23 protein-coding genes and 1 other RNA gene are annotated in these 22,713 nt (G+C 64.0%); 11 read left to right on the forward strand and 13 right to left on the reverse strand.

The genetic code is table 11. The features are described 5' to 3' along the window. Positions 1-184 precede the first annotated feature (184 nt). The 3 genes from ctaD (at position 185) to folP (ending at position 4,047) form a co-directional block, all read left to right on the forward strand. Positions 185-1,858 (forward strand): cytochrome c oxidase subunit I, encoded by a 1,674-nt coding sequence (gene ctaD / locus KPG71_RS01280; RefSeq protein ID WP_216336163.1) that lies wholly within the window; start codon positions 185-187, stop codon positions 1,856-1,858. 169 nt (positions 1,859-2,027) lie between these two features. Beyond that, entirely contained in the window at positions 2,028-2,957 is a 930-nt protein-coding gene (locus tag KPG71_RS01285; RefSeq protein WP_216336166.1) for a dihydroneopterin aldolase, read from the forward strand. A gap of 76 nt (positions 2,958-3,033) precedes the next feature. Continuing rightward, positions 3,034-4,047, forward strand: a complete 1,014-nt coding sequence (gene folP / locus KPG71_RS01290) for a dihydropteroate synthase (RefSeq protein ID WP_216336169.1) — start codon at positions 3,034-3,036, stop codon at positions 4,045-4,047. Positions 4,048-4,165: 118 nt separating this feature from the next. Here the strand turns inward: folP and KPG71_RS01295 are convergent, their stop codons facing one another. Both KPG71_RS01295 and ilvC read right to left on the reverse strand, forming a co-directional pair. Then, on the reverse strand, positions 4,166-5,077 hold the full coding sequence (locus KPG71_RS01295; RefSeq protein WP_216336171.1) for a DMT family transporter: 912 nt from the start codon (positions 5,075-5,077) through the stop codon (positions 4,166-4,168). 87 nt (positions 5,078-5,164) lie between these two features. After that, positions 5,165-6,187, reverse strand: coding sequence for a ketol-acid reductoisomerase (gene ilvC / locus KPG71_RS01300; protein ID WP_216336172.1), 1,023 nt, complete (start codon positions 6,185-6,187; stop codon positions 5,165-5,167). 128 nt (positions 6,188-6,315) lie between these two features. Between ilvC and KPG71_RS01305 the strand changes: the two genes are divergently transcribed. From KPG71_RS01305 to KPG71_RS01315, 3 genes are all read left to right on the forward strand, one after another. Continuing rightward, positions 6,316-6,771 (forward strand): Lrp/AsnC family transcriptional regulator, encoded by a 456-nt coding sequence (locus tag KPG71_RS01305; protein WP_073032680.1) that lies wholly within the window; start codon positions 6,316-6,318, stop codon positions 6,769-6,771. After that, complete coding sequence (locus tag KPG71_RS01310) at positions 6,768-7,226, forward strand: Lrp/AsnC family transcriptional regulator (RefSeq protein WP_073032682.1); 459 nt, start codon at positions 6,768-6,770, stop codon at positions 7,224-7,226. The genes KPG71_RS01305 and KPG71_RS01310 overlap by 4 nt, the downstream gene beginning before the upstream one ends. Positions 7,227-7,333: 107 nt before the next feature. Beyond that, on the forward strand, positions 7,334-8,461 hold the full coding sequence (locus tag KPG71_RS01315) for an aminotransferase class V-fold PLP-dependent enzyme (protein ID WP_216336173.1): 1,128 nt from the start codon (positions 7,334-7,336) through the stop codon (positions 8,459-8,461). A 32-nt stretch (positions 8,462-8,493) separates the two neighbouring features. Here the strand turns inward: KPG71_RS01315 and KPG71_RS01320 are convergent, their stop codons facing one another. The 3 genes from KPG71_RS01320 to KPG71_RS01330 form a co-directional block, all read right to left on the reverse strand. Next, a complete protein-coding gene (locus KPG71_RS01320; protein ID WP_216336174.1) occupies positions 8,494-9,696 on the reverse strand; it encodes a UbiH/UbiF family hydroxylase in 1,203 nt (400 codons plus the stop codon). A 64-nt stretch (positions 9,697-9,760) separates the two neighbouring features. Beyond that, on the reverse strand, positions 9,761-9,985 hold the full coding sequence (locus KPG71_RS01325) for a hypothetical protein (RefSeq protein ID WP_216336175.1): 225 nt from the start codon (positions 9,983-9,985) through the stop codon (positions 9,761-9,763). An 88-nt stretch (positions 9,986-10,073) separates the two neighbouring features. Continuing rightward, on the reverse strand, positions 10,074-10,718 hold the full coding sequence (locus KPG71_RS01330; RefSeq protein ID WP_216336176.1) for a pyrimidine 5'-nucleotidase: 645 nt from the start codon (positions 10,716-10,718) through the stop codon (positions 10,074-10,076). 113 nt (positions 10,719-10,831) lie between these two features. Between KPG71_RS01330 and KPG71_RS01335 the strand changes: the two genes are divergently transcribed. After that, positions 10,832-11,476, forward strand: a complete 645-nt coding sequence (locus KPG71_RS01335; protein ID WP_216336177.1) for a GntR family transcriptional regulator — start codon at positions 10,832-10,834, stop codon at positions 11,474-11,476. Here KPG71_RS01335 and KPG71_RS01340 read toward each other — a convergent pair. Further along, positions 11,450-13,369, reverse strand: a complete 1,920-nt coding sequence (locus KPG71_RS01340) for a glycosyltransferase (protein ID WP_216336178.1) — start codon at positions 13,367-13,369, stop codon at positions 11,450-11,452. The genes KPG71_RS01335 and KPG71_RS01340 overlap by 27 nt on opposite strands. A 95-nt stretch (positions 13,370-13,464) precedes the next feature. Continuing rightward, a complete protein-coding gene (gene carA, locus KPG71_RS01345; protein ID WP_216336180.1) occupies positions 13,465-14,613 on the reverse strand; it encodes a glutamine-hydrolyzing carbamoyl-phosphate synthase small subunit in 1,149 nt (382 codons plus the stop codon). Between the two features lie 187 nt (positions 14,614-14,800). On the opposite strand from carA, the gene KPG71_RS01350 reads away from it, so the two are divergent. Beyond that, positions 14,801-15,259, forward strand: coding sequence for a GatB/YqeY domain-containing protein (locus KPG71_RS01350; protein WP_216336182.1), 459 nt, complete (start codon positions 14,801-14,803; stop codon positions 15,257-15,259). A gap of 19 nt (positions 15,260-15,278) precedes the next feature. Here KPG71_RS01350 and KPG71_RS01355 read toward each other — a convergent pair whose 3' ends face one another. The 6 genes from KPG71_RS01355 to gatC form a co-directional block, all read right to left on the reverse strand. Further along, positions 15,279-15,788 carry a DUF2244 domain-containing protein gene (locus tag KPG71_RS01355; protein ID WP_216336184.1) on the reverse strand — a complete coding sequence of 170 codons (510 nt, stop codon included), beginning with the start codon at positions 15,786-15,788 and terminating at the stop codon, positions 15,279-15,281. Between the two features lie 94 nt (positions 15,789-15,882). After that, positions 15,883-16,289: RNase P RNA component class A (gene rnpB / locus KPG71_RS01360), an RNA gene on the reverse strand. An 11-nt stretch (positions 16,290-16,300) separates the two neighbouring features. Beyond that, positions 16,301-17,017, reverse strand: coding sequence for an N-acetylmuramoyl-L-alanine amidase (locus KPG71_RS01365; protein ID WP_253195999.1), 717 nt, complete (start codon positions 17,015-17,017; stop codon positions 16,301-16,303). A gap of 1 nt (position 17,018) precedes the next feature. Next, positions 17,019-17,753: a hypothetical protein gene (locus KPG71_RS01370; protein ID WP_216336186.1), complete on the reverse strand. Its 735-nt coding sequence runs from the start codon at positions 17,751-17,753 to the stop codon at positions 17,019-17,021. A 38-nt stretch (positions 17,754-17,791) separates the two neighbouring features. Next, positions 17,792-19,279, reverse strand: coding sequence for an Asp-tRNA(Asn)/Glu-tRNA(Gln) amidotransferase subunit GatA (gene gatA / locus KPG71_RS01375; RefSeq protein WP_216336188.1), 1,488 nt, complete (start codon positions 19,277-19,279; stop codon positions 17,792-17,794). Further along, positions 19,279-19,566, reverse strand: coding sequence for an Asp-tRNA(Asn)/Glu-tRNA(Gln) amidotransferase subunit GatC (gatC, locus tag KPG71_RS01380; protein ID WP_073032697.1), 288 nt, complete (start codon positions 19,564-19,566; stop codon positions 19,279-19,281). The genes gatA and gatC overlap by 1 nt, the downstream gene beginning before the upstream one ends. Before the next feature lie 128 nt (positions 19,567-19,694). Here gatC and KPG71_RS01385 point away from each other — a divergent pair, with 128 nt between their 5' ends. The 3 genes from KPG71_RS01385 to KPG71_RS01395 all read left to right on the forward strand — a co-directional run bounded on the left by KPG71_RS01385 (position 19,695) and on the right by KPG71_RS01395 (position 22,713). Continuing rightward, the gene (locus tag KPG71_RS01385; RefSeq protein ID WP_216336190.1) at positions 19,695-20,387 is read left to right on the forward strand and encodes a metal-dependent hydrolase; all 693 of its coding nucleotides are present in this window, start codon (positions 19,695-19,697) and stop codon (positions 20,385-20,387) included. 235 nt (positions 20,388-20,622) lie between these two features. Next, positions 20,623-21,939, forward strand: coding sequence for a glutamine synthetase family protein (locus KPG71_RS01390; RefSeq protein ID WP_216336193.1), 1,317 nt, complete (start codon positions 20,623-20,625; stop codon positions 21,937-21,939). A 96-nt stretch (positions 21,940-22,035) separates the two neighbouring features. Further along, positions 22,036-22,713, forward strand: coding sequence for a type 1 glutamine amidotransferase (locus KPG71_RS01395; RefSeq protein ID WP_216336194.1), 678 nt, complete (start codon positions 22,036-22,038; stop codon positions 22,711-22,713).

Genomic DNA, 22,713 nt, shown 5'->3' on the forward strand with positions numbered 1-22,713 from the left:
CCACGCCAGGGGGCCACGATTCCCGCGCTTCCGCCCGGTCACCCGTCAAGAGGGTGCGACAAAATTATTTGATCTGGGTCAACTTCTCGCATTGCCCCCTTGGTTCCACCATTCTAAAACCTGAATGGATATGGGGGCCGACGCAGAGTCGCGCGCCCGGAAATTTACCAGCAGGAGGCAGACAATGGCAGACGCAGCCATTCACGGCCACGAACACGAAGATCAGCGCGGGTTCTTTACCCGGTGGTTCATGTCCACGAACCACAAGGACATCGGTATCCTTTACCTGGTCACTTCGGCAGTCGTCGGCCTGATCTCGGTGCTCTTCACCGTTTACATGCGGTTGGAGCTGATGGAACCCGGCGTTCAGTACATGTGCCTGGAAGGCGCGCGCTTCACCGCCGCGGCCGCGGGCGAATGTACCCCCAACGGACACCTTTGGAACGTCATGATCACCTATCACGGCGTCCTGATGATGTTCTTCGTGGTGATCCCGGCCCTGTTCGGCGGCTTCGGCAACTACTTCATGCCGCTCCAGATCGGCGCGCCCGACATGGCCTTCCCGCGGATGAACAACCTCAGCTACTGGCTCTACGTGGCCGGGACGTCCCTCGGCGTCGCCTCGCTGCTGGCGCCGGGCGGCAACGGTCAGCTCGGCTCGGGCGTGGGCTGGGTGCTGTATCCGCCGCTCTCGACCAGTGAAACCGGCATCTCGATGGACCTGGCGATCTTTGCCGTGCACGTATCGGGCGCCAGCTCGATCCTGGGCGCGATCAACATGATCACCACCTTCCTGAACATGCGCGCGCCCGGCATGACCCTGTTCAAGGTGCCGCTCTTCGCCTGGTCGATCTTCGTCACCTCCTGGCTGATCCTTCTGTCGCTGCCCGTTCTGGCCGGCGCGATCACCATGCTGCTGACCGACCGTAACTTCGGCACGACCTTCTTCGACCCGGCCGGTGGCGGTGACCCGATCCTCTACCAGCACATCCTGTGGTTCTTCGGCCACCCCGAGGTGTATATCATCATCCTGCCCGGCTTCGGCATCATCAGCCACGTGATCGCCACCTTCGCGCGCAAGCCCATCTTCGGCTACCTGCCGATGGTCTGGGCCCTCATCGCGATCGGCGTTCTGGGCTTCGTCGTCTGGGCGCACCACATGTACACCGTCGGCATGTCGCTGACCCAGCAAAGCTACTTCATGCTGGCCACGATGGTGATCGCGGTGCCGACAGGTGTGAAGGTGTTCAGCTGGATCGCAACCATGTGGGGCGGCTCGATCGAGTTCAAGACCCCCATGCTGTGGGCCTTCGGCTTCCTGTTCCTGTTCACCGTGGGCGGCGTCACCGGCGTCGTGCTCAGCCAGGCAGGCGTCGACCGCGCCTATCACGACACCTACTATGTCGTGGCGCATTTCCACTACGTGATGAGCCTTGGCGCCATCTTCGCGATCTTCGCCGGCATCTATTTCTACTTCGGCAAGATCACGGGCCGCCAGTATCCCGAATGGGCTGGCAAGCTGCACTTCTGGGCGATGTTCGTCGGGGCCAACCTGACATTCTTCCCGCAGCACTTCCTGGGCCGTCAGGGCATGCCGCGCCGCTATATCGACTACCCCGAGGCCTTCGCGGTCTGGAACTACTGGTCGTCGATCGGTGCGTTCATCTCCTTCGCGTCCTTCGTGTTCTTCTTCGGTATCGTCATCTACTCGCTGCTCCGCGGCGCCCGCGTGACGCAGAACAACTACTGGAACGAATACGCCGACACGCTGGAATGGACCCTGCCCAGCCCGCCGCCCGAACACACGTTCGAGCAGCTGCCCAAGCAGGAAGACTGGGACAAACAGCCCGCCCACTGACCAGCGGACCAGACAGAAACCCGAAAAGGCCCCGGACATCTCCGGGGCCTTTTTTCATCCCCACAACGGGCGCCGTGCCGCCTCTGCGCGCCAGCCCGTCGCATTCTCCCTTCCCCCCTGGTCCGCGCACATGCTATCCCCCGTCCACTGACCACCCGGAGGACGCATCATGTCCAACGAAATCCGCCTCGCTTTCGAGCACCCCTCCGCCCGCGCGGACGCCACCGCCCCCGACGGCCCGCTGGATCGCATCTCGCTGCGCGATCACATCGTCGCGGTCGAGATCGGCGCCTTCCAGGCCGAGCGCGGCGTCACCCAACGGCTGTGTTTCAACGTGGTGGTCGAGGTGCGCCCGATCACCGACCCGCTGGAAGACGACGTGGATCGCATCCTCAGCTACGACCGCGTGACCGAGGCCATCGCCGCCGAACTGGCCGAAGAACGCCTGAACCTGCTGGAAACGCTGGCCGAACGCATCGCCGAGCGCATCCTGTGGGAGCCGCAGGCCGTGCGCACCTTCGTGCGGATCGAAAAGCTCGATCGCGGCCCCGGCGCGCTTGGCGTCGAAATCGTCCGCTCGGTCGACGATCTGGCAACCAAACCCGTGGGCAGCCACCCCGACACCACGCCGCACCCGCATCTGGTGTTCCTGACCAATACCGCGATCCGGTCGCCCAATCTGGGCCGCTGGCTGGACCAGCTGGAAAAACGGGCCGAGCCCGTGATCCTCTGCGTCGGCCTCTCCGACACCCCCGCCCCGCAAACCGGCCACAGGATGACACAGCGCCGTGTGGACCTGTTGGCCATCGAACAGAACGCCTGGGTGCTGGGCGGGCGTGACGACCGCTGCGTCGTGGTCAGCACCCGCACCGAACTGGACTGGGCCATGAAGAACGGCCAGATCAGCGTCTGGGCTCCTTCCAAGATCGTGCTCGATGCCGTCGATGGCCCCTCGACCGGCCCGGATGACCCCGTGGCGCTGGCCGCATGGTTCGCAGGCCACATGGAGGCCTCGGACCTCCTGCTGATCGGCGAAGCCCCGCCAAGGAACGCCCCCGTGCCCGTCCTGATCCAGGACATCGCGCAATCGGGGCTCTGATCCGCCGCGCCGCGGGCTTGACCCGGCACGCCTGCCGTCAATATAGGGGCACCCCCTTGCTGAAACGGATCGCATCATGGCCGCCTATTACCGCCCCGTCGCCCGCTTTGATCATGCCCGCCCCGACGCGGCGCTGCCGCTCGCCGGTGGCGCGCTCTGGTTCGATACCGTCGAAGAGATGCACCGCGACGCGCCTTCGCGCCTGATCCCCGCCGCACAAGCCCCGTCCGAGGCGCTCGACCGCCTGACCGCGCCGCGCGCCCCGGTGGCCGGGCTCGATATGTCCCGCGCGCAGATCATGGGCATCCTCAACGTCACCCCCGACAGTTTTTCCGATGGCGGTCTGCATTTCGATCCCGGCTCGGCCCTCGCCCACACACGCGAGATGATCGGCGCGGGGGCCTCCATCATCGACGTGGGCGGCGAATCCACCCGTCCCGGCGCGCAGGAAGTTCCGATTGACGAGGAAATCCGCCGCACCGCCCCGGTGATCGCCGCCATCCGGGGCGAAACCGATATTCCAATCTCGATCGACACCCGCAAGGCCCCCGTCGCCCGCGCCGCGCACGAGGCGGGCGCAAGCCTGATCAACGATGTTGCGGGGTTCACCTTCGATCCCGATCTCGCCCCCTACGCCGCCGGGGCCGGTCTGCCCGTCTGCGTCATGCACGCCCAGGGCACCCCCGAGATCATGCAGGTCGATCCGCGCTACGACAACGTGTCGCTCGATATCTACGACTACCTGTCCGAACGGGTCGAGGCCCTGACCGCCCTCGGCATCCCGCGCGATCAGATCGTCGTCGATCCCGGCATCGGCTTCGGCAAGACGCTCGATCACAACCTGACCCTTTTGCAAAATCTCTCGCTCTTCCACGGCCTCGGCTGTCCGGTCCTGCTCGGCGCATCGCGCAAGCGCTTCATCGGCACCCTCGGCGGCGTCGAAGAGGCCCGCCACCGCGCTCCCGGTTCCATCGCCGTGGCCATCGCAGGTGTCGCGCAGGGGGTGCAGATGCTGCGCGTCCATGATGTGCGCGAAACCGTCGAAGCGCTGCGCCTGTGGCAGGCCGCGACCCTGGGGAACGCGGATTAACCGGAACGCCGCGTGCGATCCGGCCACGGCCCATTGCGTCCATCATGTAGACAAATCAACATAATCACGCCGAATTTCGTACAAAACAGCGGTACACTTTGTACAAAACGTACAAAACTCACACCCGCCGGAACAACCGGCTCAGCGCGCCGTATTGGCTCAACCCGACGCCGCACAGGATCAGTGCCAAGGCCGACATAAGGCTGGGCGGCAACGGTTCCGACAGGATCAATGCCCCCAAGACCACTGACCAGACCGGAACCTGATAATTGACCAGTGTCATGAACACCGGCCCCGCCGTGCGGATCACCAGAACCCGCAACAGGCTGGCGCCCGCAGTCGGAATGAGGCCCAGAAAACCCAGAACATACAATGTGTTACGGTCGATTTCCGGCGGCGCCCCCTCGATACTCAAGGCCGCTGCAAACACGATGACGCCTCCGATCAGCAACGTCACGGTGTTCAGCCCGATAGGGTCCACCTGCGGCAGCAACCGCGTCTGCACCGAACTCAGCGCATAACAACTTGCCGCCCCCAAACAGGCCAGACGCCCAAAACTTTCAAGGGTTTCCCCTGTTGTTTCAAAGGCTTGCCCACCGATCAAAACCACGACACCTAAAAATCCTATCACGAATCCCGCAATCCGCCGCAGGGTCAGGCGCTCACCCGGCACCAGAAAATGCGCCAGCGGAAGGACCAGCAACGCCACAGCCGCCATCGACACTCCGGCAAACCCCGAGGTGACGTATTGCTGCCCCCAGCTCAACAGCATGTAGGGCACCGCCGAAGACAGAACACCAATCATGACAAGACGGATAAGATCAATATTTCCAACAGGTTGCGCAAACAATCTAAAACCCCGGAACGCCCAGAAAGCCAACATCAGAAGCGTTGCAAATGCGATCCGCGCCGCTGCCAGCCAGAATGGTGTGATCCCTCGCAACGCGATTTCCATAAATAGAAACGTACCGCCCCAGATCAGCCCAAGAGCGGCCACCATGATCCAGCTTTTTCCCGTAATCTCAGGCATTTGCGCGCGCTTTCTCATTCGGTCAAAACGAAAAGACCCCAGCCGCTGGCCGGGGTCAATCCAATATCGCTCAGGCTGTGGCGCCGATCAGTTCTTTTCCTGATCCACCAGCTTGCCCGCGCTGATCCACGGCATCATGTCGCGCAGCTTCTTGCCCACTTCTTCGATCTGGTGCGCGTCATTCATCCGGCGCGTCCCTTTGAAGAACGGCTGACCAACCGCGTTTTCCTGCATGAAATCACGCACGAACTTGCCGGTCTGGATATCGTGCAGGATCGCCTTCATCTCTTTCTTGGTCTGCTCATACGGCAGAACCCGCGGACCGCTGACATATTCACCATATTCGGCCGTGTTCGAGATCGAGTAGTTCATGTTCGCGATGCCGCCTTCGTAGATCAGGTCGACGATCAGCTTCACTTCGTGCAAACACTCGAAGTAAGCCATTTCAGGGGCATAGCCCGCTTCGACCAGCGTCTCGAAGCCCATGCGGATCAGTTCCACCAGACCGCCGCACAGCACCGCCTGCTCGCCGAACAGGTCGGTTTCGCATTCTTCCTGGAAGTTGGTTTCGATGATCCCGGAACGGCCGCCACCGATGGCCGAGCAGTAGCTCAGGCCGATTTCCAGCGCCTTGCCCGAGGCGTCGGTGTCAACGGCGACAAGGCAGGGCACGCCGCCACCCTTGACGTATTCACCGCGCACGGTGTGGCCGGGGCCCTTGGGCGCCATCATGATCACGTCGACGCCCTCTTTCGGCTCGATCAGGCCGAAATGCACGTTCAACCCGTGGGCAAACGCAATCGCCGCGCCCGGCTTGATGTGGTCATGCACGTATTTCTTGTAGGTTTCGGCCTGCAATTCGTCGGGCATGGTGAACATCATCACGTCGCACCATGCGGCGGCTTCGGAAATCCCTTTGACTTCAAGACCTTCCGCTTCGGCCTTCTTGGCCGAGGCCGAGCCTTCGCGCAGCGCGACACAGAGGTTCTTGGCCCCCGAATCCCGCAGGTTCAGCGCGTGGGCGTGGCCCTGGCTGCCATAGCCCAGAATGGCCACTTTCTTGTCCTTGATCAGGTTGATATCGCAATCGCGATCGTAATAAACGCGCATGTCGCACTCCTTTGCTTGCAGATTACCGGCAGATTACGCCGAACCCGGAAAAAGAGCATTCAAAACGCATATATTTCCCGAAACAATCGTGGTATTCATTCTCAAAATGACTGCTATGTAAAAATATCATGCTCGACGATATCGACCGGCGCCTGCTGCGCCACTACCAACACGACGCCAGCCTCGGCCCCGCCGACCTGGCGGACCTCGCCGGATTGACCCCGGCAACCTGCGCACGCCGGCTGGAAAAGCTTCAGGCGCAGGGCGTCATCCGCGCCAATCGCGCAGTCATCGACTGGCGCGCGCTCGGGTATGAGGTGGCGGTGTCGCTGCGTGTCACGCTGGACAAGACCCAACCCCGCGCATTCGACGATTTCATGCAGGCCGCGCGCCAGGTGCCCGATGTGGTGGAAATCCAGACATTCCTGGGCCGTGTCGATGTGCGCCTGTCCATCATTGCCCGCGACATGGCGCATTATCAGCAGGTCTATCGCAGCGCGATCCTGACCCTGCCCCATATCGCCGATATCGAGGCTCTGATGCATGTGGCCCAGATCAAATCCGACGAGGTTCTGCCCCTGTGATCGAACTGGACACGACCGACCGCCTGATCCTGCGCGAACTGGTGCAGGACGCCACCCAAAGCGCCAGCGCATTGGGGCGCAAGCTGAACCTGTCGCAACCCGCCACCTGGCGGCGCATCAAGCGGCTGCGCGACAGCGGCGTGATCAAGGGACAGCGGCTGGATCTCGACAAGGAAAAGCTGGGCTTTGGCGTGTCGGTGTTTCTGGGTATCAAATTGGCCACCAAGGGGCGCGTCAGCCTCGAGGATTTCGAACGCGCGGTGTCTGCCATCCCCGAAGTGCAGACCGTGGAACATATCCTTGGCCTTTACGACTATCGCCTGCGCATCGTGGCCCGTGACATTTCGGACTTCGAACGTGTCTTGCGGCGCAGGATCATGACCCTGCCGGGCGTGGGCGATGTCGAGGCGAACGTGCTGATGAGCGAAGAACGCCGCCCCGGCCCCATCGGTTAAGCCGACTGGGCAAGAATCGCGCCCGCTCCGGCCCCCTCCCGATCCGGGCTTTGCCATCGCCGGCCCGACAGGCTAGCACTATGACGAAACCTGCAAGGAGATTCCGAATGACCGCATTGCTCGACACAGTGGACCCGGACGGGCTGCTGGAATTCTCGGTGGTGTTCACTGACCGATCACTCAATCACATGAGCCAGAGCTTTCAACAGGTGATGCGCGACATCTCGGGCATGCTCGGGGATGTCTACAAGGCCGATGCGGTCGCCCTCGTGCCCGGTGGCGGCAGCTATGGGATGGAGGCGGTCGCGCGGCAGTTCGGCACGGACGCGCACGCGCTGATCGTGCGCAACGGCTGGTTTTCCTATCGCTGGAGCCAGATTTTCGACGCCGGAAAATTCGCCGCCGACACGACCGTCTGCATGGCTCGCCAGACCGGCAATGGCGCCCAGGCCCCTTTCGCCCCGGCCCCGATCGACGAAGTGACCGCGAAAATCCGTGAAACCAGGCCGGATGTCGTGTTTGCCCCGCATGTCGAAACCTCGGCAGGGCTGATCCTGCCCGATGAGTATGTCACCGCCCTGGCCGATGCCGCGCATGAGGTCGGCGCGCTGCTGGTGCTGGATTGTATCGCCTCGGGCTGCGCATGGATCGACATGAAGGCGACCGGCGTCGATGTGCTGATCTCGGCGCCGCAAAAGGGCTGGTCGGCCTCGCCCTCGGCGGGGCTTGTCATGATGTCGAAACGCGCGGTCGAGCGGCTGGAAAACACCAGTTCGAACAGTTTTGCAATGGACCTCAAGAAATGGCGCGACATCATGGCCGCCTATGAAAACGGCGGTCATGCCTATCACGCCACCATGCCCACGGATGCGCTGCGCGCCTTCCGCGATACCATGATCGAAACCCGCGACTATGGCTTTGACAAGCTGCGCGATGCGCAATGGGAGCTGGGAAACAGCGTCCGGGCCTTGCTGGCCGAAAAAGGCGTGAAATCCGTTGCCGCCGAAGGGTTTGGCGCTCCGGGCGTCGTGGTCAGCTACACCGACGATCCCGACATCCAGAACGGCAGCAAATTCGCCACCGAAGGCATGCAGATCGCGGCGGGCGTGCCGCTGGCCTGCGACGAGCCCGAGGGCTTCCGCACCTTCCGGCTGGGCCTGTTCGGACTGGACAAACTCTATGACGTGCCCGGCACCGTCAGCCGTTTGAAAACCGTGCTCGACAAAGTTCTCTAGACGCCAGCACGCACGTCAGGTGGCGGGGCGGTTCAGCCCCGCGCGCCAAGCCCGAGCTGCATCAGCGTCTTGCGCACCGGGGCCAGCGAATAGATCGCGTTCAGCGTCATGGCGCGCGCATCCCGCAAGGGCTGCGCATGCATCATCGACGCACGGTTCAGCAGGTCGATCCCCCGCACCCGCGCAGTCACCTCCCAATGGCGGCGGCGGTGATAGCTTTCCAGCATCGCCAGATCGCCCAGCCGGTCGGGCGCGGCCTCGGCCAGTTCCAGCAGAACGCGCATATCGCCAAGCGACATGTTCAGCCCCTGTGCCCCGATCGGCGGCACCACATGGGCGGCCTCGGCCACAAGGGCCACGCGCTCGGAATACATCTGGTCGGCCTGCTGGCTGATGATCGGCCAGACCGTGCGCCGCGAGGCCAGCGTCAGGGGGCCGAACAACCGGCAGGACCGCTCGTTCATGGCCGCTTCGAACTCGGGGACGGGCAGCGCGGCAAGGCGTTGCACCTCGGGGCCGTCCTCCATCCAGACGATGGCCGAACTGGGCCGCCCCTCATGATCGGGCAGCGGCACCAACGTGAAAGGCCCGCCCGTGCGGTGAATTTCAGTGGACACGTTTTCATGCGGGATCGGATGAGTCACCGCAAAGGCCAGCGCCTTTTGCCCATAACGCATTGTTTTCACGCCAATCCCGGTCGCCTCGCGCACGGGCGAATTGCGCCCGTCGGCGGCAATCACCAACCGGCACCGCAGCTTCGTGCCGTCACTCAGCCCGACGCGCGCCTCGGCCTCGCGGGTAAAGAGCGAGGCAAAGCCGGTGCCGGGGCGGAACGCGACCGTGTCGAGACTTTCCAGATGCGCGACCATCTCGCGCCGCAGCAACCAGTTGGGCAGGTTCCAGCCAAAGGGCCGGTCCGAAATGTCCGAGGCGTCGAATTCCTTGGTCAGCCGCGGCTCGGCCAGTTCGCCGCCCGCATCGACGATGCGCATGATCTGCAGATCGGCCGCATGAGGCGCCAGACGCGCCCATAACCCGGCCCGCTCCAGCAGCGCCTGCGCCGGTTGCAGAAAGGCCGTCGTGCGCAGATCGGCCCCCTTGGCATCGCGGTCCGTCACCGGAGGGGCGGGATCGACGCACAGCACCGAAAACCCGGCGTTCCCGAACACCGCCGCGGCGGTCAGCCCCGCCACGCCGCCGCCTGAAACGACAATATCGAAATCCGGTGCAGTCATGGCCGGGCCCTCCTGCCGCGCAGCATAGGCCGGGCCGCCGGGCTATGCCAGCGGCCTATTTGCCTCAGCCCCGCGAAATCCAGATCAGCAGCCCCATCATCACCGGCACCAGGGCAACCGCCGGAATATATAGGCCGGGGATGCCCCACATCACGACACTGCCCGCCCAAGCGGCCAGCAGGACAAATACCGTCAGCAGGATCGGGCCGGCGATGGCAACGTCGGGGTCATGGTGGGACGCCTGGCTGTCTTGTGCGATGTCACGGGGTGCGGTGTTCGATGGGGTCATTGCGTTTCCTTCAAAGATTGTTTTGCTTCGGGGCATAGATATGACCGCCAACCGAACCGCAAAGACACATTTCGCCGCATGCGACAGATCAGACCAGTTGCGCCAGAAAGCCGCTTAGGTCATCGGTATGGTAGTGGATATGATCAAGCGCCGCTCGCTCGGGTGCCACATGAACTGTACGCATCCCCATGGCGTGCGGCGCGGCCAGGTTGCGCGGATCGTCTTCGAACATCGCGGCTTGCTGCGACACGATCCCGTCGCGCGCAAGAACCGCATCAAAGGCGGCACGCTCGGGCTTGGGCCGGTATTCCGCATGTTCGACCCCGTAGACGGCATCGAACACCCCCGACAGGCCGCGCCGCGCGATCACGCGCTCGGCATATGGCCCGCTGCCATTGGTATAGACGATCCGCCGCCCCGGCAGCGCCGCGATCCGGGTGCGCAACTCTTCGTCCGGCTTCAGGGCGTCAAAGGAAATGTCATGGACCTCGACAAGATAGGGATCGGGGTCGATTCCGTGTTCGCGCATCAGCCCGGCCAGAGTCGTGCCGTATTCGCGCCAATAGTGATCGCGCAAACGGTTGGCCTCGCTGCGGTCCACATGCAGCGCCTCCATCACGAATTGCGTCATGCGCTGTTCGATCTGGTCGAACAGCCGCACCTGCGGCGGATAGAGCGTGTTGTCCAGATCGAAGACCCAGCTTCGAACATGCGAGAAATCCTGCTTTGGCATGGCGTCAATCTAGGTTGCCGCGACAATGGGTGCAATCGCGTTGCACTTGATTGCGGCCCCCTTCCCCGCTTAGTGTCGCGCAAATCAATAAATGACAGGGACAGACCGCGCTTATGAAAACGCCCCCGAAAGATGCCTATACGTTGATCCTCGAAGCGATCGACATGGGGCTGTACAAGCCCGGCGACCGCCTCGTCGAAAGCGATCTGGCCGAACGGTTCGGCGTATCGCGCACGCCCATCCGCGAGGCGTTGCAGCGGCTCGAAACGCAATCCCTGCTCACCCGCGACGGGCGCAGCCTGATCGTGGCGTCGCTCGATCACAACCAACTGGCCGAGCTATACGTGGTGCGCGCCGAACTGGAGGGGCTTGCCGCCAACCTTGCCGCCCGCCACGCCACCGACGAAGAGGTGCGCGTGCTGCGCGACATGGTCGAGGACGACCGCGCCCTGCTCAATGATCCGCAGGCCATGGCCCGTGCGAACCGGCGCTTTCACAAGCAAATCCATCTCGCCTCGCACAACCGATTCCTCGTGCAGCAACTGGACCTCGTGCACCGGTCCATGGCGCTGATGGCCACCACCTCGCTGGCGGCGCTCGGCCGCCCCGAGGATGCGCTGAAAGAACATGACGCCATCGTCGTCGCCATCGAGGCGCGCGATTCCACCGCCGCTGGCGAGGCCCTCAAGGCGCATATTTCCAAGGCTTTCGTGACTCGCCTGAAGCTGGATTCAGGCGAGGTGAACGCCATCGCCTGACACGGCCCGTCCCGCTGGCGACGCGGCCTCCGGCAACGAAAGCCCATGCGCGGTCTTGTCCCAGAAGAACGGTTTCAGGATCAGCTCGTACAGCGCCTTGTAGGCGGCGATCGCGCCAAGCGGGGCGTAGAAATGCATCAAGGGCACCCATGGCAACAGATGCCGGTGCACCGGGTCGCGCACCGCGACGGCGTGAATCACGATATTGATCGCCTCGACCATCAGGAACAGGCTGGCGAAACCGACAAGAACCTCCCGCGGCAGGACCGTATCCAGCGGGTGCGGCACCCCGAACAGGATCAGCCAGAAAGACCACAGGAACGGCGCCAGCACGAATTGCGACAGGGCCGTAACGAAATGCGCCTGAAACCCCCAGAATTTCCACGCGCCCAACTGGCGGTACAGTACCGAAGGCCGCCGCATATGCACCAGATAGGTGGTCATATATCCCTTGAGCCAGCGGGATCGCTGCTTAATCCAGGGCCATAGCCTGCAATTGGCCTCTTCCCCGGTGACGGTGTTCAGCATCTCGGTCCGATAGCCGTGCCGCGCCAGCCGAAAGCCCAGATCGGCATCCTCGGTCACGTTATGGGCATCCCATCCGCCCAGTTTTTCCAACACGTCCCGGCGAAAATACAATGTCGTCCCGCCAAGCGGGATCGCGAACCCCAGTTTCGCCATACCCGGCAGGATCATGCGGAACCACGTGGCGTATTCGATGGTGAAACAGCGCGCCAGCCAGTTCTGACGCGGGTTGTAGTAGTCCAGCACCCCCTGCAGGCAGACCAGATCGGGCGGTGCCTGCTGAAAGCGGCGCGCGACTGCGGTGATCTGATCGGGGTCCGGTGCATCCTCGGCGTCGAAAATTCCAATGATGTCGCCCCGGCAGAAATCCAGCGCATAGTTCATCGCCCGCGGCTTGGTGCGCGGCTGTCCATCGGGCACCACAACGGCGCGAATCCACGGCGGAAGGTCGATCTGGGCCAGCGTCTGTCGGGTCAGGTCGTCTTCTTCTTCCAGCACCAGCACCACATCGAGCAGGCATTTTGGATAGGTCAGACGCGACAGGCGGGCGATCAGGTGATGGGCGATCTCGGTCTCGCGAAACAGCGGCACGAGGATTGACACCTTGGGCAAAGGTGCCTTGCGGTCAGGCGCGGGGGGCATGGGCAGCGCATCGTCCCCCACCGCCATGCGCGCCACGAATGCCGTGGTTTTCATACCCGCCGAAACAATCAGGGTGAATGCGGCCCAGCCCACGAACACACCGAACACGGCAACCGGAAACGTCAGCGACAAAACCGCCAGAACCGCAAGGAAGGTCAGCGTCAGCCCAAGCCGCAGGCCAAAGCCCGCACCCCATGTGCGGCAGCTTTCCGCCTCGGGCACGCGGGCCTGCGCCGAGGCGGTCAATACCTCCCGGTGGCGAATGGCGACAGCCTCCTGCACTGCGTGCCGCGGTGCCAGCAACAGCCGCGCCGGCGTGACCTCTTTGGGGAGTTCGTCGTGCAGAATGCCGGTTTCCGGCAGGGTATCCGTGATGATCGCGGGCCGTCCATCATGGTCCATGACCGGCAGTATCGCATTCTTTATCAGTTTGCGGGGATCGACGCCGCTTTGATAGTCGGGCAGTCGCGTCAGGTCAGCGACAGTTGCGCGCCGCGCACCCAACCGCGCCGCATGAGCCGCAAGCAACCGGTCCTCGTCGGCCAGGCCTTCGGCGCGCAGGATATCGTCCAGTCCGGCATCGCAATGCCGCTGCACGATCCGGGCAAGCGCCAGATCAGAGGACGAGACCACCCCCCGCCGCACCAGATCGGTTCCGGCTGCCTCCCGCGCATCCGCAAGGACATCGCCGCGCGCGCCAAGCTGGCGCAGTTCCGAAATTCCCATGCGGCCCTCCTTGCCCATGCCGTGCTTTCGCACAATGGGTCAGGAAGGTTAATCAGAGGTAAACCAAGTGTTAACAGGATGTTAACGCTTGAGAATCACCCTGCCATCGACGCGGCGAAACGCTCGAACAGGTAGAAACTGTCCTGCGGTCCGGGGCTGGCCTCGGGGTGATGCTGAACGGAAAACACCGGGCGGTCGGTCATGCGAATACCGCAGTTCGAGCCGTCAAACAGCGACACATGCGTTTCCACGACCCCCTCGGGCAAGGTCTGGCTGTCCACCGCGAACCCGTGGTTCATCGACGTGATCTCGACCTTGCCGGTGTCCATGTCCTTGACGGGATGGTTCGCGCCGTGATGGCCGTGGTTCATCTTGACGGTCTTCGCCCCAAGCGCGAGGGCCAGCATCTGGTGGCCAAGGCAAATGCCGAACACCGGCAAGCCCTTGTCCAGAACGCCCTTGATCATCGGAACGGCATACGCGCCGGTCGCGGCCGGATCGCCGGGGCCGTTGGACAGGAAAACCCCATCGGGATTCAGTGCAAGAACATCCTCGGCGGTGGCGGTCGCCGGCAGGACCGTCACCTCGCAACCGGCACTCGCCAGACAGCGCAGGATGTTGCGCTTGGCGCCATAGTCGATCGCGACGACCTTGTGTTTCGCATCCGTCTGGCGGCTGTAGCCCTCGGGCCAAGCCCACCGCATTTCGTCCCACCGATAGGACTGCGCACAGGTGACACGCCGCGCCAGATCCATGCCTTCCAGCCCGGCGAAGGCGCGCGCCTTTTCCACCAGGGCGACGGTGTCGAAATTGCCCTCCGGGTCATGCGCCAGGGCCACATGCGGCGCGCCCTGCTGGCGGATCGCACGGGTCAGGCGGCGGGTATCGACCCCGCCGATGGCGATGCGCCCGCGCTTGGCCAGCCAGTCGGCCAGCGTTTCGGTGGCCCGCCAGTTGCTGGGTGCGGTCGGGTCCCACTTGACGACCATGCCCTCGGCCACCGGATCGGCGGTTTCATCGTCCTCGGGATTGACGCCGACATTGCCGATATGCGGGAAGGTAAAGGTGACGACCTGCCCGGCATAGGACGGGTCGGTCATGATCTCCTGATATCCGGTCATCGCCGTGTTGAAACACAGCTCGGCCGTGGTTTCCCCCGCCGCGCCAAAGCCTTTACCGTAAAACAACGTCCCGTCGGCAAGGGCCAGGCAGGCGGTCGGGCGGTCTTGGGTCGCATGAGCCATGGGGCGAGTCTCCGGATGTGGGCAAATTGGCGGATATGTAGGAGCCTGCCCCGACAGGGTCAAGTCACAAGATCGCCATGCCTAGCGGCCCCTGCGGCGCGGCGAACACATACGGACGTATGGTTGTCACCGCAGTTCGGGTTCTGTATTGTCGCGAACTTGTGACTTTGAAACGGGATAGACCGGAATGAACTTGCGAGAGCGTGTGAACACGGCCCTCAAACAGGCAATGAAAGACAAGGATGCAGCCCGCCTTGCAACCTTGCGGCTGATCAACGCCGCGATCAAGGATCAGGATATCGCGCGCCGCGGTGGCGATGGCGATCAGGGCGTCGACGATACCGACATCCTCGCGATCCTCGGCAAGATGACCAAGCAGCGTCAGGAAAGCGTCCGCGCCTATGAAGAAGGCGGGCGTCTGGACCTGGCCGAGCGCGAGCGTCAGGAAATCGCCGTGATCGGGGAATTCCTGCCCCGTCAGTTGAACGACAAGGAAACCGAAGCCGCCATCGACGCGGCCATTGCCGAAGTCGGGGCCGGTTCGATCCGCGACATGGGCAAGATCATGGGCCGCCTGAAAGAACAGTATACCGGCCAGATGGATTTCGGGGCGGTCGGCCCCCGGATCAAGGACAAACTCAGCTGATCGCGCGGCACCGCCCCGCCTACTGCGCGGGGTCCGGCGCCGCCGCGGAACGCAGCGCATCGACGATCTCGCCATAAAGCGCCCTGCGCTCGTCTTCGGACAGGAACGCGCCGATCTCGACCTCACGCTCGGCCCCGCGCAGGGTGATGTAATGGCCCACCGGCCCGCCGGTGGGGTGCATCTGCGCGCGCGCCCAATAGCTCAGGCATTCCCATTCCTGACGCACCCCGCCCGGATTGATGCGCACAAGGTGAACCTGCTCGGGGTCGATGGTCAGTTCCTCGGAAATATCGCCGTCGCGATAGGATTTCTCCAACGCCCACCAGATACCGGCCACGGCCAGCAACATGAACGGCAACAGCCCCCACAGGACAACGGTGCCCAACAGCGGATAGAGCGGCACGGTGATCAGGGTGAACGTGCCCAGGATGAACGCGGCAAAGCCCTTGCGGGGCAACGACCGGTGCGGCCAGAGCCTGAGGCGCGAAACACGCGCCCCGCTCGTTTCGGAAGACCATTCATAGGGCATGAGCCGCATTCTAACGCGACCTGGCCGCGGGGAAAGCCCGCACTCCACCCGTGCGGCAAAAAACATGGCCGCAAGAGCGGAACGATCAGAATATCGGCGCGGAAGGCCTGTAAGCCGGATTCTGTCCACCCCGGATCGTGATCCGGGGCTGGATGACCATTCCTCTGGATGCCGTGTTGCCACGGCACCTCAAGCTGCCAACCCGGATCGCCGGGGCAAGACGTCCCTGCGGGCGGTATCCCGAACCGAGGTCCGGGACCGGCCCCCGCGCGCGATCCCTATTCGGCATTGCTCCCGGTGGGGCTTGCCGTGCCGGGACTGTTACCAGCCCCGCGGTGGGCTCTTACCCCACCGTTTCACCCTTACCGCGCGAAACGCGGCGGTCTGTTTTCTGTGGCGCTTTCCCTCGGGTTTCCCCGGCCGGGCGTTACCCGGCACCGTTGCCTTGTGGAGTCCGGACTTTCCTCGGGGCGCGAACCCCGCGGCCATCCGGCCTTCCGCGCAAGGGGTATCTAGGCATCCCTCGCGGCGCGGTCAACGGGGAAGCGCGCGGCAAGATCGGCCATCAGCACCCGGTCGGTGGCGTCCAGCCCCCCGTTCGCCCAGGGACGAAACCGCTGGCGAAAGGCGGGCAGGATCAGATCCAGCGCCGCATCGCCATCCATTCCGTCGGGAACGGCATAGCCGAACCTCACCGCGTCTTGCAGGAAATCCCCCGGCTCGCCCCCGCTCCGGGGCCAGATGGACAGCCCCCGAAGCGCCAGTCGCTGCCAGTCGAACCGTGGGCCGGGGTCGGATTTGCGATCCGGCGCCATGTCGGAATGGCCGATGATGCGCGTGGCCGGGATGCCCCAGCGGCGCATGATCCCCTGCAAAAGCGCCTCGAGCGCCCGCATCTGCGGTTCGGGAAACGGATGCGCGCCTGTATTGGCCAGTTCGATCCCGATCGAATGGGAATTGACGTCCCGGACATCGCCCCACTGCCCGGCCCCGGCATGCCATGCGCGCTGCGCCTCATCGACCATCTGCCAGACGGTCCCCGCCTCGCAAATCAGGTAATGCGCCGACACCTCGGCAGCCGCGTCGCACAGCCGCGCAAGCGCGGTCCGGGCATTCTCCATCGCGGTGTAATGCAGAACGACCATATCGGGCCGCGCGCCCTGGCGGCGCGGCCCGAAATTGGGGGATGGGGTCGGAACGATATCGGACTGCGCAACCGCGCCGGACATATCAGCCGCCGACGGCCTTGCGAAACGGGCGCGGGTCCCAGTCACAGGCATATCCGTCGCCATCCGGGTCCAGCCCCAGACGGTCACGCTGCGGCCCGCCCTTCGACAAAAAGTCGATCTGCGCCTGATCGGACGAGGCGTAGGCGGCGCAGTTACGGCGGAACTTGGACTCCTTGTTCACGCCCGGACGGCTGAACACCTGCGTGCCTCGGGGGTGATTGCTCTGCAAGGCGTACTGCACGACATTGGGCTCGCTCGTGCCGCTGCGCGCCGGCAGCGCCTCGGGCGCGATCACCTTGTAACGCGCCCGGTTGCGTTCGATCAGCGCGGCGTCGCTTTCGATGGAGCGTTCCGAACTCACGGCTTCGAAATTGGTTTCCTCCGACATGCCGTTGGCCGTGGTCACGGTTTGCGGCGGCGGGTTGGAGGGATCGGCATGGACCACCGTCTGCCCGGAATTCGCGGCCTGCTCCCGCAAGGCGGCCTGCGTTTCCGCAGCCAGATCAGCCGCATCGTTCCCCTGCCCGCCGGCCGGGACAGCCGCACCGTCCAGCGTCTCGGACGACACGGCGTTCGGGGCCGGTATGCTTGTGCCCGCAAGCTGCGTCTCACGCGCCTGCCGTTCGGCCTGATATTGAGTATAGTCGCCAAACCCCACGCCGGCCCCGCTGTCGGGAACCGTCGGAGCACAGGCCGTAAGGGCCGCGAGGGCCGTTGCACCAAGAATAATACGCATCTGCTTTGTCCTGCCGTCGGAAGCTTTTGATCGGTTGCTTACCACCATTTGCCGGGTTTGGCCACAAAACCGGCAGCCTGTTCAAGCGCATAGGCTGTATTCAGCAAATCGCCCTCTTCCCAGGGCCGCCCGATCAGTTGCAGCCCCAGGGGGAGGCCCTGCTTGTCCAGCCCCGCAGGCACCGCAATACCCGGCAGCCCGGCAAGGTTCACGGTGACGGTGAACACGTCGTTGAGATACATCTGAACCGGATCGGCATCCTTCATCTCGCCCAAACCGAAGGCCGCCGACGGGGTTGCCGGGGTCAGGATCGCGTCCACACCATCGGCGAACACCTGCTCGAAATCGCGCTTGATCAGGGTGCGCACCTTGCGGGCACGGTTGTAATAGGCGTCGTAGAACCCGGCGGACAGCACATAGGTGCCCACCATCACGCGGCGCTTGACCTCGTCGCCAAAGCCCTCGGCACGGGTTTTCTCGTACATCTCGGTGATGCCGTCGCCCTGCTCCAGCTTCGCGCGGTGGCCATACCGCACCCCGTCATAGCGCGCGAGATTCGAAGACGCCTCGGCGGGGGCGATCACGTAATAGGCGGGCAAGGCATATTTCGTGTGCGGCAGGGAAATGTCGCGGATTTCCGCACCCGCGTCCCTGAGCATCGCCGTCCCGTCCGACCACAGTTTCTCGATCTCTTCGGGCATGCCCTCCATGTGGTATTCACGGGGAATGCCGATCACCTTGCCCTTGACGTCGCCGGTCAGCATCGCCTCGAAATCCGGCACCGGAATATCGACCGAGGTCGAATCCTTCGGGTCATGGCTGCACATTGCCTCGAGCATGATGGCGGCGTCGCGCACATCCTTGGTCATCGGACCCGCCTGATCCAGTGAACTGGCGAAGGCCACGACCCCCCACCGCGAACAGCGCCCATAGGTCGGCTTGATCCCCGTGATGCCGGTGAAGGCCGCGGGCTGGCGGATCGAGCCGCCGGTATCGGTGCCGGTCGCCGCAAGGCACAGATCAGCCGCCACGGCACTGGCCGAGCCACCGGACGATCCGCCCGGCGTCAGCGCCGCCTCGTCATTGCCACGCCGCCACGGGTTCACCGCGTTGCCATAGCACGAGGTTTCGTTGGAACTGCCCATGGCGAATTCGTCCATGTTCAGCTTGCCCAGCATCACCGCCCCGGCATCGAACAGGTTCTGCGTGACGGTCGATTCATATTCGGGCCGAAAGCCGTTGAGGATGGCGCTTGCGGCCTGGCTGGGCACACCCTTGGTGCAGAACAGATCCTTGATGCCAAGGGGGATGCCGCACATATCCGGCGCATCGCCGCCCTTGATACGTTCATCGGCGGCTTTGGCCTGTTCCCGCGCCAGATCGGGCGTGTGGTGAACGAACGCGTTCAGCGCGCCCGCACCCTCGATGTCCGACAGGCAGGACTCGGTCAGCTCGAGGCTGGTCACGTCGCCCTTGCGCAGCGCGTCCCGCGCGGCAGAGATGGTCAGCTTGCTCAGTTCAGACATTATTCCACCACCTTCGGCACTGCAAAGAACCCCTCGCGCGCATCGGGCGCGTTCGACAGGATCTTGTCGGGCATGCCGCCTTCGGTCACCACATCCTCGCGCCGCTTCAGGCGCATCGGGGTGACGCCGGTCATCGGCTCGACGCCCTCGACATCGACCTCGGCCAGTTGCTCGATAAAGCCGAGGATATCGTTGAATTCCTGCGCCAGGGCCGGCAGCGCGTCTTCTTCGACGCGAATGCGGGCCAGCTTGGCCACCTTGGCGGCGGTGTCCTTGTCGATCGACATGCATCAATCTCCGTTTTCCATTCGCACCAGCGTTTAGCGCCCGGATACGGGCGGCGCAAGCATATGGCGGGCCTTTTCCCCCGCCGCAGCCATGCTAGGGTGAGATCGGACAACAATAGGAGACGGACATGAAACTCACATGGCTTGGACATGCCTCCTTCCGGCTGGAAATCGGCGGGCTGGTCCTGCTGATCGACCCGTGGCTGACCGGCAATCCGATGCTGGAGCCGGATCAGCACAAGGCCGCGCTCGACGGGGCGACGCATATCGTGCTGACCCATGCGCATTTCGACCATGCGGGCGACCTTCCCCGACTGTCGAAAGAGCTCGGCGTGCCGGTGGTCGGCCAGTTCGACCTGATGTCGCATTGGGAAAAACATGCCGGGATCGAAACCGTGGGCTTCAACAAGGGCGGCACGGTCGATCTGGGCGGCGTGATGCTGACGATGGTGAACGCGGTGCATTCCAACTCGGTCGGAACCGAAAACGGCCCGCAGGTGATGGGCACCGAATGCGGCTACATGATCGCGGGCGAAGGGCACACGATCTACCTGTCCGGCGATACCGACGTGATGGCCGACATGAAGGTATTCAACGACCTGCACCACCCCGATATCGGTATCCTCTGTGCAGGCGGGTATTTCACCATGGACATGAAACGCGCGGCCTATGCGGCAAAGACGTTCTTTGATTTCAAGACGGTCGTCCCATGCCATTACAAGACCTTCCCGATCCTCGAACAATCCGCCGAGGAACTGGCGCGCGCCCTGCCCGGCGTCGATGTGATCGAACCGGAGGTGATGCAGGCGATCGAGCTTTAGGACGGGGGCGCTGCCCCCGCCGCCGCAAGCGGCGACTCCCCCGGGATATTTCCGGCAAGAAGAAGCAGGGGCCGCGGCCCCTGTTTTTTTTGCCATCGCGCACCGGCGGAATACCGACACGATACCGACGTGATACCGGCGCGCCGGACGGCGAAAATATTTTGATCAAATTATTGTGGCATCCCGGCGCACCCTGGGCTAGCCTTTGCGCGATCCCGTATCAGGAGCCGCCGTAATGGAACTGTCAGACTATCCCACGATCCGTGTCGCCGCCTGCGACCTGAACGGACAGATGCGCGGCAAGCGTGTGCCCGGCGACTATGCCGCCAAGCTCGACAGCGGCGCGGTGCGCATGCCGCTTTCGGTTCTGAACGTGGACATCTTCGGCGCGGATATCGAGAATTCGCCGCTGGTCTTCGAAACCGGCGACGCCGATGGCGTGCTGCGCCCCACCGGGCGCGGGCCGGTGCCCCTGCCCTGGTTGAACGCGCCGCAGCCCCTGATCCCGATGACCATGTATCACGAGGACGGCACGCCGTTTGACGGCGACCCGCGCCATGCGCTGGAGGCGGTGCTGGATCGCTATGCCGCGCGCGGCTGGCAGGTGATGGCCGCGACCGAACTGGAATTCACGCTGGTCGACGACAGCGGCGATGCGCTCAAGCATGTGCGCAGCCCGCGCTCGGGGCGGCGGCTGGATGCGCCGGGCATCCTGTCGATGTCGCAGATGGACTCCTTCGACGATTTCCTGACCGCGCTGTACGAGGGCTGTGCGGCCATGGGCATCCCGGCCCAGACCGCCACGATCGAGGCCGGAATCGGCCAGTTCGAGGTCACGCTCGATCATCAGGACGCGCTGCGCGCCGCCGATGACACTTGGCTTTTCAAGGCCTTGATCAAGGGGCTCGCGCGCCGCCACGGCTTTGCCGCGACCTTCATGGCCAAACCCTTCGATGAGGATGCGGGCAACGGGATGCACATGCATTTCTCGGTGCTGGACGGCGACGGGCGCAACGTGTTCGACGATGGCGGCCCGGCAGGCACCGACACCCTGTGCGCCGCCGTGGCGGGATGCCTTGCGGGGATGCCGCCCGCGACGCTGCTGTTCGCGCCGCATGCCAACAGCTATGACCGGCTGGTGCCCGGCGCCCATGCCCCCACCGGCGCGGCCTGGGCCTATGAAAACCGCACGGCGGCCATTCGCATCCCCGGCGGGCCACCCGCCGCGCGGCGCATCGAACACCGCGTCGCGGGCGGCGACATCAACCCCTATCTCAGCTTCGCCGCCATCCTCGGCGCGGCCCTGGCCGGGATCGAAGACGCCATGACACCCCCCGCCCCGATCACCGGCAACGCCTATGACCTGAACCTGCCCGGCCTCGCCGCCGACTGGCAAACCGCCATCGACCGCTTCGAAGCCTCGGACCTGATCGCGCGCATCCTGCCGTCGGGCCTGATCCGCAACCTGGTGATGACCAAGCGGCAGGAACTTTCCGCCATGTCGAGCATCCCGCACGAGGCGTGGTGGAAAACCTATCTGGAAACGGTGTAACCCCTTGCCTTCGGGCCACCGCCACGCTGAACTGAAAGGGCTTGCCGCGCCCGCCGCGCTGCGCTAGCCTTAATTTGATCAAATTATGGAGACCCCATGAAGATCGGCATCCTTCAAACCGGCCACGCCCCCGATATCGTGCTGGGCGAACTGGGCGATTACGACACCATGTTCGCGCGCCTTCTGGATGGGCACGGGTTCGACTTCGCCACATGGAGCGTGGTCGACAACGAGTTTCCCGACAGCCCCGATGCGGCGGATGGCTGGCTGATCACCGGCTCCAAACACGGGGCTTACGAGGATCACGACTGGATCGCGCCGCTGGAAGAGTTCATCCGCGCCGTCTATGCCGACGGGCGGCCCATGATCGGCGTCTGCTTCGGCCATCAGATCATCGCGCAGGCGCTTGGCGGCAAGGTCGTCAAGTTTCCCGGCGGCTGGTCTGTGGGCCCGACGGAATACCGGATCGAGGGCCGGACGCTGCCGCTCAACGCCTGGCATCAGGATCAGGTCGTGGACCTGCCCGAAGGCGCACGCGTCGTCGGCTCGTCCGATTTCTGCGAAAATGCCGCGCTGATCTATGATGATCGGATCTGGACGATCCAGCCGCACCCCGAATTCACCGCGCGCATGATCGAACAACTGATCGACCACCGGGGCCGTGGCGTGGTGCCCGATGCCCAACTGGACGCGGCCCGAAACCGCCTGTCCGACCCAATCGCCAATGACGCCATCGCCGCGCGCATGGCCGCCTTTTTCAAGCGGGAGTCCTGA

Source organism: Roseovarius sp. PS-C2 (genome assembly GCF_018862045.1).
Taxonomy (GTDB): Bacteria; Pseudomonadota; Alphaproteobacteria; order Rhodobacterales; family Rhodobacteraceae; genus Roseovarius.

Excerpts from the sequence above, each read along its gene's own strand:
- ctaD (WP_216336163.1), top strand. The coding sequence starts at position 185 with ATGGCAGACGCAGCCATTCACGGCCACGAACACGAAGATCAGCGCGGG.
- KPG71_RS01285 (WP_216336166.1), top strand. The coding sequence starts at position 2,028 with ATGTCCAACGAAATCCGCCTCGCTTTCGAGCACCCCTCCGCCCGCGCG.
- folP (WP_216336169.1), top strand. The coding sequence starts at position 3,034 with ATGGCCGCCTATTACCGCCCCGTCGCCCGCTTTGATCATGCCCGCCCC.
- KPG71_RS01295 (WP_216336171.1), bottom strand. The coding sequence starts at position 5,077 with ATGCCTGAGATTACGGGAAAAAGCTGGATCATGGTGGCCGCTCTTGGG.
- ilvC (WP_216336172.1), bottom strand. The coding sequence starts at position 6,187 with ATGCGCGTTTATTACGATCGCGATTGCGATATCAACCTGATCAAGGAC.
- KPG71_RS01305 (WP_073032680.1), top strand. The coding sequence starts at position 6,316 with ATGCTCGACGATATCGACCGGCGCCTGCTGCGCCACTACCAACACGAC.
- KPG71_RS01315 (WP_216336173.1), top strand. The coding sequence starts at position 7,334 with ATGACCGCATTGCTCGACACAGTGGACCCGGACGGGCTGCTGGAATTC.
- KPG71_RS01320 (WP_216336174.1), bottom strand. The coding sequence starts at position 9,696 with ATGACTGCACCGGATTTCGATATTGTCGTTTCAGGCGGCGGCGTGGCG.
- KPG71_RS01325 (WP_216336175.1), bottom strand. The coding sequence starts at position 9,985 with ATGACCCCATCGAACACCGCACCCCGTGACATCGCACAAGACAGCCAG.
- KPG71_RS01330 (WP_216336176.1), bottom strand. The coding sequence starts at position 10,718 with ATGCCAAAGCAGGATTTCTCGCATGTTCGAAGCTGGGTCTTCGATCTG.
- KPG71_RS01335 (WP_216336177.1), top strand. The coding sequence starts at position 10,832 with ATGAAAACGCCCCCGAAAGATGCCTATACGTTGATCCTCGAAGCGATC.
- KPG71_RS01340 (WP_216336178.1), bottom strand. The coding sequence starts at position 13,369 with ATGGGAATTTCGGAACTGCGCCAGCTTGGCGCGCGCGGCGATGTCCTT.
- carA (WP_216336180.1), bottom strand. The coding sequence starts at position 14,613 with ATGGCTCATGCGACCCAAGACCGCCCGACCGCCTGCCTGGCCCTTGCC.
- KPG71_RS01350 (WP_216336182.1), top strand. The coding sequence starts at position 14,801 with ATGAACTTGCGAGAGCGTGTGAACACGGCCCTCAAACAGGCAATGAAA.
- KPG71_RS01355 (WP_216336184.1), bottom strand. The coding sequence starts at position 15,788 with ATGCCCTATGAATGGTCTTCCGAAACGAGCGGGGCGCGTGTTTCGCGC.
- KPG71_RS01365 (WP_253195999.1), bottom strand. The coding sequence starts at position 17,017 with ATGTCCGGCGCGGTTGCGCAGTCCGATATCGTTCCGACCCCATCCCCC.
- KPG71_RS01370 (WP_216336186.1), bottom strand. The coding sequence starts at position 17,753 with ATGCGTATTATTCTTGGTGCAACGGCCCTCGCGGCCCTTACGGCCTGT.
- gatA (WP_216336188.1), bottom strand. The coding sequence starts at position 19,279 with ATGTCTGAACTGAGCAAGCTGACCATCTCTGCCGCGCGGGACGCGCTG.
- gatC (WP_073032697.1), bottom strand. The coding sequence starts at position 19,566 with ATGTCGATCGACAAGGACACCGCCGCCAAGGTGGCCAAGCTGGCCCGC.
- KPG71_RS01385 (WP_216336190.1), top strand. The coding sequence starts at position 19,695 with ATGAAACTCACATGGCTTGGACATGCCTCCTTCCGGCTGGAAATCGGC.
- KPG71_RS01390 (WP_216336193.1), top strand. The coding sequence starts at position 20,623 with ATGGAACTGTCAGACTATCCCACGATCCGTGTCGCCGCCTGCGACCTG.
- KPG71_RS01395 (WP_216336194.1), top strand. The coding sequence starts at position 22,036 with ATGAAGATCGGCATCCTTCAAACCGGCCACGCCCCCGATATCGTGCTG.